Source organism: Buttiauxella warmboldiae, from assembly GCF_003818135.1.
Lineage (GTDB): Bacteria > Pseudomonadota > Gammaproteobacteria > Enterobacterales > Enterobacteriaceae > Buttiauxella > Buttiauxella warmboldiae.
Genome location: NZ_RPOH01000054.1, coordinates 36,211 through 47,794 on the forward strand (window position 1 = coordinate 36,211; position 11,584 = coordinate 47,794).

At 51.9% G+C, this 11,584-nt stretch carries 12 protein-coding genes and 1 tRNA gene; 4 read left to right on the plus strand and 9 right to left on the minus strand.

Features of this window, described 5'->3' with window-relative positions; genetic code table 11:
* The first annotated feature begins 158 nt into the window (after window positions 1-158).
* The 3 genes from EHN07_RS13260 to EHN07_RS13270 all read left to right on the plus strand — a co-directional run bounded on the left by EHN07_RS13260 (window position 159) and on the right by EHN07_RS13270 (window position 3,944).
* Window positions 159-234, plus strand: a tRNA-Asn gene (locus EHN07_RS13260).
* A gap of 458 nt (window positions 235-692) precedes the next feature.
* Window positions 693-2,870, plus strand: a complete 2,178-nt coding sequence (gene katG, locus EHN07_RS13265; RefSeq protein WP_124024584.1) for a catalase/peroxidase HPI — start codon at window positions 693-695, stop codon at window positions 2,868-2,870.
* A 258-nt stretch (window positions 2,871-3,128) separates the two neighbouring features.
* Window positions 3,129-3,944 (plus strand): DoxX family protein, encoded by an 816-nt coding sequence (locus tag EHN07_RS13270; protein WP_167467311.1) that lies wholly within the window; start codon window positions 3,129-3,131, stop codon window positions 3,942-3,944.
* 62 nt (window positions 3,945-4,006) lie between these two features.
* Here the strand turns inward: EHN07_RS13270 and EHN07_RS13275 are convergent, their stop codons facing one another.
* The 8 genes from EHN07_RS13275 to EHN07_RS13310 form a co-directional block, all read right to left on the minus strand.
* On the minus strand, window positions 4,007-4,783 hold the full coding sequence (locus EHN07_RS13275; protein ID WP_124024586.1) for a glycine betaine ABC transporter substrate-binding protein: 777 nt from the start codon (window positions 4,781-4,783) through the stop codon (window positions 4,007-4,009).
* Between the two features lie 28 nt (window positions 4,784-4,811).
* Window positions 4,812-5,177: a cupin domain-containing protein gene (locus EHN07_RS13280; protein WP_124024587.1), complete on the minus strand. Its 366-nt coding sequence runs from the start codon at window positions 5,175-5,177 to the stop codon at window positions 4,812-4,814.
* A complete protein-coding gene (locus tag EHN07_RS13285) occupies window positions 5,174-5,575 on the minus strand; it encodes a VOC family protein (RefSeq protein ID WP_124024588.1) in 402 nt (133 codons plus the stop codon). Before EHN07_RS13285 ends, EHN07_RS13280 begins: the two co-directional genes overlap by 4 nt.
* Before the next feature lie 2 nt (window positions 5,576-5,577).
* Window positions 5,578-6,753, minus strand: coding sequence for an MFS transporter (locus tag EHN07_RS13290; RefSeq protein WP_124024589.1), 1,176 nt, complete (start codon window positions 6,751-6,753; stop codon window positions 5,578-5,580).
* Window positions 6,754-6,870: 117 nt separating this feature from the next.
* Window positions 6,871-7,782, minus strand: coding sequence for a LysR family transcriptional regulator (locus tag EHN07_RS13295; RefSeq protein ID WP_124024590.1), 912 nt, complete (start codon window positions 7,780-7,782; stop codon window positions 6,871-6,873).
* A 308-nt stretch (window positions 7,783-8,090) separates the two neighbouring features.
* Window positions 8,091-8,393 carry a putative quinol monooxygenase gene (locus tag EHN07_RS13300; protein ID WP_124024591.1) on the minus strand — a complete coding sequence of 101 codons (303 nt, stop codon included), beginning with the start codon at window positions 8,391-8,393 and terminating at the stop codon, window positions 8,091-8,093.
* Window positions 8,394-8,395: 2 nt separating this feature from the next.
* Complete coding sequence (gene nfsB, locus EHN07_RS13305) at window positions 8,396-9,049, minus strand: oxygen-insensitive NAD(P)H nitroreductase (RefSeq protein ID WP_124024592.1); 654 nt, start codon at window positions 9,047-9,049, stop codon at window positions 8,396-8,398.
* Between the two features lie 27 nt (window positions 9,050-9,076).
* A complete protein-coding gene (locus EHN07_RS13310) occupies window positions 9,077-10,084 on the minus strand; it encodes a zinc-binding alcohol dehydrogenase family protein (RefSeq protein WP_124024593.1) in 1,008 nt (335 codons plus the stop codon).
* Window positions 10,085-10,195: 111 nt separating this feature from the next.
* Here EHN07_RS13310 and EHN07_RS13315 point away from each other — a divergent pair, with 111 nt between their 5' ends.
* Entirely contained in the window at window positions 10,196-11,110 is a 915-nt protein-coding gene (locus EHN07_RS13315; protein ID WP_124024594.1) for a LysR family transcriptional regulator, read from the plus strand.
* Window positions 11,111-11,149: 39 nt separating this feature from the next.
* Here EHN07_RS13315 and EHN07_RS13320 read toward each other — a convergent pair.
* A partial coding sequence (locus tag EHN07_RS13320; protein WP_148085471.1) for an RNA-guided endonuclease InsQ/TnpB family protein occupies window positions 11,150-11,584 on the minus strand: 435 nt, incomplete at its 5' end.

Sequence of the window (11,584 nt, forward strand, 5' to 3'; positions counted from 1 at the left end):
ATGAGCGTTCTCGCTTAACAACAAATGCGCTTTAAATAATATCTCGGTACGTCCAAATGGCCGGGGTTGTCTGTTTTATCAGCAAACGCACTCGGGGTGTGATGAGAGGCTTTGACAAGTTCGGGATGCCTCGCTACTATGCGCCCCGTTCACACGATTCCTCTGTAGTTCAGTCGGTAGAACGGCGGACTGTTAATCCGTATGTCACTGGTTCGAGTCCAGTCAGAGGAGCCAAATCTGTGTTTTGACGTCGTTTATCTTCTTTTAAATCTCGATTTTTCACATTCCTGGCATTTCAAGCTGCGTATTACCAGTAAACAGCCACTCCCATGTCTCAATACACCCCATATCACTTTTTCTTAATATAACAATACCCGGCGTAACCAGATTCTTATTTCCTAAGCGCCAATTAAACCATCAAATACCAACCCTGCCTCATCGCGAAAATCATCCCCCTTCGCTACCAGCCCGGCTATCATTACTTGATTTACTTTCCCATTCTGATATATAAGCCAGCATACGAAAAATCATTTAACAAAACTTATTATTTAGCCAATCGGAATTGACCATTTTAAATTAACAGACAGTACAGAATTGAAAAGCATCTGGGATTGTATTATCACTCTTCCCTAACAATCATATAAACAGCTCACTCTTTTATTTATATGAAGCCTGAAGTTAAGGAGAAGATTATGAATATTGATAGCACATTGCCAGAATCAACCTCTGGGAAATGTCCCGTTTCTCAGCCTTCACCCGCAAGTATTGCCGGTGAAGGGACAAGCAATGAGGAGTGGTGGCCAGATAAAATACGCGTCGACTTACTGAATCAACATTCACAGCGCTCTAACCCATTGGGTAACGCTTTCAATTATCGTGATGAGTTTAAAAAACTTGATTATTCGGCGTTAAAAACCGATTTAAAAAAATTACTGACCGACTCTCAGGACTGGTGGCCCGCCGACTGGGGCACCTATACCGGACTGTTTATCCGTATGGCCTGGCATAGCGCGGGAACATACCGACTAAGGGATGGGCGTGGTGGTGCAGGCCGGGGGCAGCAGCGATTTGCCCCGCTAAACTCATGGCCTGATAATGCCAGCCTTGATAAAGCCAGACGGCTTTTATGGCCCGTCAAAAAGAAATATGGTCAAAAAATTTCCTGGGCGGATTTAATCGTGCTTGCCGGTAATGTCGCGCTGGAAAACTCTGGATTTCGCACCTTCGGATTTGGCGCAGGCAGAGAAGATGTCTGGGAGCCTGATTTAGATGTCAACTGGGGTGATGAGAAAACCTGGCTTGCTCACCGCGAACCAGAAACGCTGAAACAAAGCCCTCTTGCAGCCACGGAAATGGGGCTTATCTACGTTAATCCTGAAGGGCCAAACGCCAGTGGCGATCCCCTTGCGGCTGCCACAGCGATTCGCGCCACCTTCCGCAATATGGCGATGGACGATGAGGAAACCGTCGCATTAATTGCAGGCGGGCATACGTTGGGCAAAACCCATGGCGCAGCCCCAACCAGCTATGTCGGCCCGCCACCAGAAGCGGCCCCGCTGGAAAATCAGGGGCTGGGCTGGAAAAGCAGCTATGGTAAAGGGGCTGGTGCTGATGCCATTACCTCTGGCCTGGAAGTGATATGGACGCAGACGCCAACCCAATGGAGCAATGCTTTTTTAGACAATCTTTTTAAATACCAATGGCAGCAAACGCGCAGCCCGGCTGGCGCAATTCAGTTTGAAGCAAAGGATGCGCCGGAGGTAATACCCGATCCTTTTGAGGTGGGAAAAAAACGTAAACCAACCATGTTGGTCACCGATCTGGCTTTGCGTTATGACCCCGATTTTGAAGCGATATCCCGTCGTTTTCTGAACGATCCCCAGGCGTTTAATGAGGCGTTTGCACGCGCCTGGTTTAAACTGACTCACCGCGATATGGGGCCAAAATCGCGTTATCTGGGTCCGGAAGTTCCTCATCAAGATCTGATATGGCAGGACCCTCTGCCAGAGGCCGTTTATCATCCTGAACCGGAAGATATTGCGGAATTAAAAAGGTTAATTTCCGAGTCTGATTTGTCCATCAGTGAACTGGTTTCTGTGGCATGGGCCTCCGCTTCCACATTTCGCGGGGGTGATAAGCGTGGTGGCGCAAATGGTGCAAGGCTCAGGCTGGCACCGCAAAAAGAGTGGGAGGTAAACAAAATCGCTGTCAGCGCCCTGCCGGTATTAAGCCAGATACAACAGAAAACCCAGCTGGCCTCACTGGCGGATATTATTGTGCTGGCAGGCTCCGTGGGGATAGAAAAGGCTGTTCGCGAAGCGGGTTTTAGCCTGGATGTCCCCTTTACGCCGGGCAGGGTCGATGCGCTTCAGGAACATACCGATATTGCGTCATTCAGCGTGATGGAACCTGTAGCAGACGGGTTCCGCAACTACCAGCGCGGCGTCACGCATTCCTTAACAGAAGCGTTCCTGATTGATAAAGCACAGCAGTTAACGCTCACCGCACCGGAACTGACGGTGCTGATTGGCGGGCTGCGGGTATTAGGCATTAATTATGATGGTAGCCAGACTGGGGTACTCACCGACCGGCCAGCAGTGTTAACAAATGACTTTTTTATCAACCTGCTGGATATGAGAACGGAATGGTTTCCGCTGGATAATTCAGCTGAATTATTTGAAGGTCGCGATCGTCATAGTGGCGTCGTCAAATATCATGCAAGCCGTGCAGATCTTATATTTGGTTCCCATTCTGTGCTCCGCGCGCTGGCGGAAGTCTATGCCAGTGATGATGCCCTGGACAAATTTATTCATGATTTCATCGCTGCATGGACGCGCGTCATGAATCTGGATCGTTTTGATTTAGTATAACAGTGGTCTAAGGTGGGTAATATATTACCCACCTGCCTGAGCCTTTCCAAAAAAAACAATAAAGATAAGATACCAATATTACTATATTTTAATAACAGTCAACTGCCACCAGAAAAAGCAGGCTGCGTAAGCCCTTCCGATTAATAAATCATGGTATGCATTGAGCATTTTTCTATTCGCATTACTCCTGAAAAAGGAAAATACGTTCCTGCTCCGCTAGTTAAAATAAATCGTCCGCAAGAAAACAAGGTGAATAAAATGAAATCCAGAATATATTATCTGACTATATTAACCGGGCTGGTTTCTTTCATTTCGGCCATAGCTTATATCGGGCAGTATGATGGCGTCTGGTCCATGGTGGTGATGATTATCTTTTCTCTGCTGATCCCGCTCAGCGCATGGCTCTGGCGCAAGAACCGGCTTATCAGCTTTATGTTAACGTTATTTTTTACCGTGATAGTGGTGCGTAATGCTGACCAGCACGACTGGTCGCAGGTGGGATGGTTAACGGCAATCACCTTTATCCCTTTACTGATACAGGCCGCGATTGTGTTCCGGGAAGGTATCGAAAAATACGGCACGCAGGAGGCGGCACTCTCTTTTTTCAGAATGTTTGTCGGGTTTAATTTTCTGACCCACTGTACCGAAAAGCTGTTTCGCTCTTCACATGATGCCGGTCTGGTCAGCTTCTTTCAGAATGTCGTGGGAATGCACACTTTCGGCACCGTACTTAGCGAAAACTTCGCTGTAACCCTGATCGTTATTGGCGGTCTGGTCGAACTGACTTCAGCCATATTAATTGGCTTTGGGCTGTTGACGCGAGCCGGGGCATTTATTGCGGCGCTGTATCTGGTGGCTGCGGAAGTGATGAGTGGGCATTTTGGCATTGGTTATACCTGGATGATGCCGGGTGGCGGATGGGAGTTTCCCTTCTTCTACTTTATGGTCACCCTTCCCTTCTTATTACCAAATTCGGCGGGTCAGCTATCTCTGGATCATGAATGGAAGCTGGCTTTTCAGCCGTTCCTTAACCTGTTTTCGGGCGTCGATGCACGTTTAAATGATTTTGATTAACCGCTTTAACCAATAACGGCAAGCCTGGCTTGCCGTTACTGGCGGGCTGAGAATACTGTCGCTTATTTAAGAGACTGGCGCTGGCTCCACAATTGCGCCGCCTGACGCGGAGTTTTATGCTGTCGGCAAATTTGATAATCCAGTTCGCTGATAGCCGCATTGCCAGGCGACAACGCCCGCAGCTCTGCCAGTAGGGGGGTGGAAAAGTTTTCGACCACAGACTTTGACGCAATCAGCGTGGCTTCATCCTGACCGCCAAGTAAACCTTTCGGCTCCCGTAGCGCGCGAATAGCATAACGGTGATGTAAAAACTGCGGGTGCCACAGCGGGATAACCATCCAGCGCTCTTCCTTTACGCCCTGCTCAAAGGCACCGTAACACTCTTCTTCACGGCCGTTATGAAACTGGTACCCTGCCTGTTCGAGCGCATATTCTTCCATAATGGCACGGGAAAAGCGGCTAATACCGGCTCCGGGATTAATTCCCTGAACACGTTTTTCCATCCTCGCCTGCACCTCCGGTTTTAGTAAATCCTCAACCGAGGCGACATCCCGTTCAGGAACATAATCAGGCACGCCCCAGATACAGTAGGGATGATAAAGTACGCCCAGCTTAACCGTATTATCAATAAAAGGGGCCAGATATACCTCATGGCTGGCCGGTAGCCAGGCCGAGACCAGCATATCAACCTCGCCTCGCCCGTAGCGCTCAAACATCTCCTGATGTGGACTGGCGCTGTTTTCAACCTGCCAGCCATGTTTTTCAAAAACCTGCTCTACCAGCGCCGCGCTGGCCGCATGAAAGCTTAATCCGATATGGCCGATGCGTATCTTTTTCATTCGTTCGTTACCTCTTTGGACAATATATTCAGGAGGACGACTTCATTTGCCGATCGCCGACAGGAGGCGTAAATTCCACCGTCACAAATATCAGCGCCGCCTCTCCGGTGTTAGTGATGTCATGCACAAACATGGTCTCAGCATTCAGGTCCGGAAAGTTTTTTGACTCGCCGCGCCGATAGACGATATTCACCACCCGCCCGTCCCCGTAACGCGAACAAGCTTTTCCATCGGTTAATACGGTCCAGAAATAGGGCCTGTCATGACGATGCGCAGGAAGCGTTTCTCCCGGTTCAAGATGGATTTGCCAGACCCGCATCTGCTCGGTTTCCAGCACCAGCGAGGTGCCAATCCGATCGTGGTTTACCGCTTGTGGAAAAATGAAGTTATTCATTGTGTTACCTCTGGCACAGCCTCACTGAACACCGCTTCAATTAACTGCCCGCCGGGCGCCCGCATAAAAATCCGCCGCTCCTGAATATCGGCCAGGTCCATCAGGGAATAATTGATCCCCAGACCATCGAGCTTTTCGCGAAAGGCACCGTAGCCTTCAAGATGAAACGCCACATGGTCGATACCTTCTTTTAACGCGGCGAAGGGCAACGGCGCCCCCTGTACTCTGGCAGGAATGATATGTACCAGCGGTTTACCCTGGGAGTACAGCCAGTAACCGGGAATACGGCTGTGAATAAGCGCCGGGCGTTGCCCGACCTGTAAATCAAACACCGAGATAAAAAAATCACGCGTGCCGTCCATGTCATGAGTGCGGAAAGTGATATGGTCGATATACATAATTACCTCACTGCCTGGACCTTCAGGCTGCTGTTACGCCGGTTAAAGAGCACAAATGCAATTCCGGCAACGGGAATCAGTGTGGCCACCCAAGGAATACCCACCGCGCCCAACGTGCTATCTACCGTCAGTCCGCCAATAATACCGCCCAGCGCGTTGGCAAGGTTAAAGGCCGAGATGTTGGCGGTGCCTGCCAGCTCTGGTGCCGCACTGCCGTGTTTCAGGACACTCATCTGCAGCGGAGGGACGTTGCCAAAGGAGGCAATGCCGAACAGGAACGTAGCCGCCATAAACAACCAGTAGTGGCTGCTGACCAGGCCGACAATCACCAGCGAGGCGACCATCAGTAGCGGCCATAACAGCTGTGCATGCCGCAGGTTGCGGTCAGCAGTAATCCCTCCGATATGATTGCCCACCACCAGGCCGATACCCACCACAAACAGCAGCACGGTTAACGCCTGGACGCTGTAACCGGCCACCTGCTCGGCCAGCGGCGCAATATAGCCGTACAGGGTCATAAAGCCGGTCCAGCACAGAACGGTAATCGCAAGGCTTGCCAGCAACGGTCCGTGGCGAAATGCCTTCAGCTGCTGACGAATACTTCTGGCCTGCTCAATCGGCTGGCGTTCAATCGTCAGCATGATGGCAACCAGCGCCACTGCACCAAGGGCTGCAACGACATAAAACGTCACGTTCCAGCCGAAGATATTGCCAATCCACGAACCGAACGGCACGCCCAGCACGTTTGCCAGCGTCAATCCGGCAAACATCTGCCCGACAGCGCGTCCGGCAAGACTCTCGGCCACCAGCCGCGTCGCCACCACCGCGCCGATCCCGTAAAACGGCCCCTGAACCAGACCTGCCAGCACCCGGCTGACCAGCAGCACCGAATAGCTGGTAGCTAAGGCGCTGACGAGATTGGCGGCAATAAACATCACCATCAGCCCGGCCAACACGTTACGTTTTTCAAAGCGGGCAAGCCACAGCGTCAGCACCGGCCCGCCGATAACAATCGCCATGGCGTAAGCGGTGATAACATTTCCCGCCTGGCCGTCGCTGATATTCAGCGAGTGGGCCAGGGTGGTTAATAACCCGGCGACGACAAATTCAGCGGTGCCGATAGCAAAAGCGGATAAGGTCAGGATCCAGACCTGTAAAGGAATACGTTGCGGTTTCATAAATGGCTCTGTCAGATAAATGATAAGAGCCATTCTGGGCTACGTATTTACTTTTGATAATGGCGATAAAATAGAATTAATTATTTTATTTTTATAAACAATATACGGGGGGGCGAGTTATTCATTCTCCAGCCAGTGGATAAAAAATTCGCTGAAAGCGGTCACCTGCTGGGGCTGGAAACGCCGCTGCGGGTAGACAAACTGGAGGCCAACCTGTTTTTTGTCATGACGGCTGAAGCCGATAAAGGTGTCAGCAAACAGCACCGTGAGCCGCCCCTGCTCCACATCGCGTTTTACATCCCACCACGATTTGCTGGCGATCCCCGCCCCGGCCAGTACCCACTGGCGCAATAATGCCCCGTCATCACACACCATCGCAGGCGTGACCCGCACGACAGCAGGCTCCCCCTGCTCTTCAAAGCGCCACTCGTTCATCAGCGTGCCGCGCTGCTCCATGACCAGGCAGCGATGTCCGTGCAGCTCAGCCGGATGCTGAGGTACACCATGTGTTTCAAGGTAATTTTTGGCGGCAACCAGCACCCGGTGATTAGGGCGAATAAATTTCGTTACCAGATTACTGTCCGGGAGATTGCCGAAACGCACGCTCATATCCAGACGGTTAGCAATCAAATCCACTATGTTCTCGCTGAGATAAACCGAGCTTCTGACTTCCGGATGCAGGCGGGAAAAATCCAGCAGCGCGGGCGACAGGTACTGACGGCCAAAATCAGACGGTGCTGAAATCCGCAGGCTGCCGCTCAGCACGCCCTCTTTTTGTGTCAGTTTCGATTCGGCCTGCGCCATTTCTTCCAGCACGCGAAGCGCGGCGTGATAAAAGTCCTCCCCGGCGCGGGTCAACGCGATGGATCGGGTGGAGCGGTTAAAAAATCGGGTCTGGTAACGCTCTTCCAGCGCTTTGAGCCTCGCGGTCATAGTGGCCGGAGAGAGATTCATCCGCCTTCCTGCAGCCGCCAGCCCACCCGCCTCTACCACTTCCACCAGTAAAGTAAGATCTTCGAGCTTGCCCATTATTTTATTTTCCTGAATAAAAAATCAGCTTTCACCGGCATTATAAAGCGGTTTACGTGAGATAGAGTCAAGCCATAATCAGCCTTGCAGCAGCAAACATGCCGTCTGACACCCTGATGTCATCGGGTTAGAAAACATATCGTTATAGCCCACAGGCGCTACAGAGAGAGGGTCCGCAAAGCGAGTGCAGGATGGCACCAGGTGACGTCTACAAGAATGAAGGGAAGATGACTCGTCGACGCGTGCTGGCGCACACCACTAAAGCCGTTACCTGATGGCAACGGCCAGGTTGGAAACAGATCGGGTATTTACGGCTCAACCGCGTTCAAACGCACCAGCTGTAAAGGCTCTGCCAGCAACGCATCCATCTGCTGGACAAACGCCTGGAAATGCGGCAGTGCAATATGGGTATCCAGCGCTTCCTGCCCTTTCCAGGACTCACGCACGTAAAAGACATCCGGCGTCTCCTCGAGCTGGAACAAAGCATAATCAAGGCAGCCCGCTTCCTGGCGCGTTGGCAGAACCAGCGCCTGCAACGCAGACTTCAGGTTATCACGTTGCCCTTCTTTGGCTTTCAGCACCGCGATAATCGACAGGGTGTTATCACTCATAGTTAGCATTCCGTTAAAATTTCATTAAAGTTGAGACGCGATTTTGGCAGTGCCGCATTAAAGTCTGTCTCGCTACGATAACCAATTGGCACGATAACCAGACTGGTGAAACCTTTTTCACGCAGGCCAAACTCTTCATCCAGAATGCGGGCGTCAAAACCTTCGACGGGCACCGCATCAATATTCAGCGCCGAGACGCCCAGCAGGAAGTTCCCGACGTTGAGGTAAACCTGCTTTTCCATCCAGTGTTGCGCATCTTTCAAATCAAAGCGGTGCATATTCACAAAGTATGAGCGCCCTTTGTGCTGCCCTTCCATCGCCTGCGGGTTGGCAAAACGGCCATCGTGGCTTTCCTGGTTGAGCAGTTTAGCAAGGTGCGTTTCATCAATCGCTGTTTTGGCGCAGAACACCACCACGTGAGAGGCATCAAGCACTTTACGCTCGTTAAACACGTAAAAACCGGAAGTCGCTTTGGCAATACGCGCCTTTGCTTCATCGGTGCTGGCCAGAATGAAGTGCCACGGCTGCACGTTGGTGCTGGACGGGCTAAGACGCAGCAACTCTTTTACCTTGTCGATCTGCTCAGCATTAATTTTCTTGCTCGGATCAAACGCTTTGGTTGAATAACGTGATGCCGCAGACTGAATAATATCCATCGCTATTTCTCTATGATTTTTAATTAATTAGAAACCTTCAAGCACGATTTTACCCACCGCACGGTTGGTTTCAATTAATTCATGGGCACGACGCAGGTTTGCGGCATTAATGGTGCCAAAATGCTCGCCCAGCGTCGTTTGCAGCACGCCCTGATCAATCAGGCTGGCAACGCGCGTTAACAGACGGTTCTGTTCAATCATGTCGCTGGTTTCAAACATCGAACGGGTAAACATAAACTCCCAGTGCAGGGAAATGCTTTTGGCTTTCAGCGGGCGCGCATCCAGGGTGTCGGGATCGTCAATCAACGCCAGTTTTCCCTGCGGAGCTAACGCTTCAATCAATTGCGTATAGTGCTGATCGGTGTGCGTCAGGCTGGCTACGTGGGTCACGTTTTTCACCCCAATACGCGCCAGCTCTTCGCTCAGCGGTTTGCTGTGGTCGATAACATGATGGGCGCCAAGTTCGGACACCCATTGCTGGCTTTGCGGACGCGAGGCGGTACCGATAACCGTGATGTTGGTCAGCTTGCGCGCCAGCTGGGTAAGAATTGAACCCACCCCGCCCGCCGCGCCGACAATCAGCAGCACATCATTCTCATTGCCGCCTTCTGCAACGCCCAGGCGGTCGAATAACATCTCCCAGGCGGTGATGGCGGTTAATGGCAGAGCAGCAGCCGAGGCGTTATCAACGGATTTCGGCTTCAGCGCGGCAATACGTTCATCCACCAGCTGATATTCGCTGTTGCTGCCAGGGCGAGTAAGCGAACCGGCATACCAGACTTCGTCGCCCGGCTTAAACAGCGTGACGGCTTCACCCACTGCCACCACCACGCCTACCGCATCCCAACCCAACACGCGCGGCTGGTCAGCTTTAAAACCGGCACGCACTTTGGTATCTACCGGGTTAACGGAAATCGCTTTGACTTCCACCAGCAGATCATGGCCTGACGCGACAGGTGTCGGTAAGTCGATCTCGCTGAGAAATTGTAGATTGCTGCCTGCCTGAGCGGCCTGAGTAATGGCGATAGCTTTCATGGTGTGCTCCAGAGATTAAAGGGTTCATCATATGATTGAACTCATGGTACAAGGTAGGCCACGGGCGAAAAATAGTCCTCAGGAAACAACACTTATACTCGGAGAGTTAAAATGCTCAGGTTGGAAGACCTCACTTTGTTTGTCAGGGCCGCTGCGTTAAACAGTTTTAGCGATACCGCACGTGAAGCAGGATTACAGCCCGCGCAGGTCAGCACCGCCATCAAGCGCCTTGAGCAGACGCTGAATATTCGTCTCTTTGCCCGGTCCACACGCAGCCTGCGGCTGACCCCGGAAGGCGAAACCTGGCTGCCTTACGCCATTAGCGCACTACAAACGCTGGAAGCCGGGTTTGAGCAAATTCAGCCTGCCTCTGATGAGGTGCGCGGCGTGCTGCAAATTGCGGTGCCGTCCGATCTCGGGCGCAATATGTTACTCACCGTTTTCCAGGCATTTCGCCGCGAACACCCGGCGTTGCATTTAAAAATCCTGTTCTCAGACCAGGTGACGGACGTTTTCAAAGATCCGGTGGATATCGCTTTTCGCTATGGTAACAATGATGACGCCTCGTTTGTGGCGCTTCCGCTGGCACCGCTTAACCGCCGCGTAGTGGTGGCAGCGCCGGCTTATCTTGAGCGCTTCGGTGAACCGAAATCCATCAGCGAACTGGCCCAGCATGACGCATTAACCTACGCCCTGCGCGGACGGGTTTATGACAAATGGATATTAAGCCTCGACGGCGACACGCACCATGTGGCGGTAAAAAGCGCGATGATGAGCGACGATGCCGAAGTTATTCGCCGCTTAGCCATTGCGGGCGAAGGGATTGCGTATAAATCCTGGCTGGATGTCAGCGCAGATGTGAACGAGGGGCGGCTGAAAATTATTCTGCCTCAGTACCAGGGTGACAGCGTGCCGTTAAATATGATTTGCCCACACCGTAAACAGCTTTCCACCACCGTAAGGTTATTGCATGAAGCGGTAAAACAGCGCTGCGATGTGCTGCAAGCGCTGCTGCCCGTTAATTGACATCCTCCCCGCCCTAAAGGGCGAGGATTCCTGCAGCGTTCAGACCGAAGTCCGACTCGCCTCGGTGGGTTCCTGCTTCATCAAGCGGCCTAAAACTGCCATCTCTCCACAGGCTAGCGCGGCGTGCCCCGCCGCTAAAATATTACGTGCGCCATTGATATCGGCGTTCGCGCTATATCCACATTCCAGACACTTGAACTTGCTTTGTGTCTGCCGGTTCTCTTTCGCTGTATGACCACAGCAAGCACATTTTTGACTCGTATAGGCTGGGTTTATCGCCAACACTTGACCACCCCGCCAAAGCTGTTTGTACTCAAGCTGGCGGCGAAGCTCGTGCCAGCCCTGATCTAATATCGAACGGTTTAAGCCGGTTTTTGCCCGGACGTTGCGCCCATGTTGGCTTACCGTACCCGCTGCCGACTTTGACATGTTGGCAACCTTCAAGTCTTCAATGACGATCATGGCGTGGTTTTT

Excerpts from the sequence above, each read along its gene's own strand:
- katG (WP_124024584.1), top strand. The coding sequence starts at position 693 with ATGAATATTGATAGCACATTGCCAGAATCAACCTCTGGGAAATGTCCC.
- EHN07_RS13270 (WP_167467311.1), top strand. The coding sequence starts at position 3,129 with ATGAAATCCAGAATATATTATCTGACTATATTAACCGGGCTGGTTTCT.
- EHN07_RS13275 (WP_124024586.1), bottom strand. The coding sequence starts at position 4,783 with ATGAAAAAGATACGCATCGGCCATATCGGATTAAGCTTTCATGCGGCC.
- EHN07_RS13280 (WP_124024587.1), bottom strand. The coding sequence starts at position 5,177 with ATGAATAACTTCATTTTTCCACAAGCGGTAAACCACGATCGGATTGGC.
- EHN07_RS13285 (WP_124024588.1), bottom strand. The coding sequence starts at position 5,575 with ATGTATATCGACCATATCACTTTCCGCACTCATGACATGGACGGCACG.
- EHN07_RS13290 (WP_124024589.1), bottom strand. The coding sequence starts at position 6,753 with ATGAAACCGCAACGTATTCCTTTACAGGTCTGGATCCTGACCTTATCC.
- EHN07_RS13295 (WP_124024590.1), bottom strand. The coding sequence starts at position 7,782 with ATGGGCAAGCTCGAAGATCTTACTTTACTGGTGGAAGTGGTAGAGGCG.
- EHN07_RS13300 (WP_124024591.1), bottom strand. The coding sequence starts at position 8,393 with ATGAGTGATAACACCCTGTCGATTATCGCGGTGCTGAAAGCCAAAGAA.
- nfsB (WP_124024592.1), bottom strand. The coding sequence starts at position 9,049 with ATGGATATTATTCAGTCTGCGGCATCACGTTATTCAACCAAAGCGTTT.
- EHN07_RS13310 (WP_124024593.1), bottom strand. The coding sequence starts at position 10,084 with ATGAAAGCTATCGCCATTACTCAGGCCGCTCAGGCAGGCAGCAATCTA.
- EHN07_RS13315 (WP_124024594.1), top strand. The coding sequence starts at position 10,196 with ATGCTCAGGTTGGAAGACCTCACTTTGTTTGTCAGGGCCGCTGCGTTA.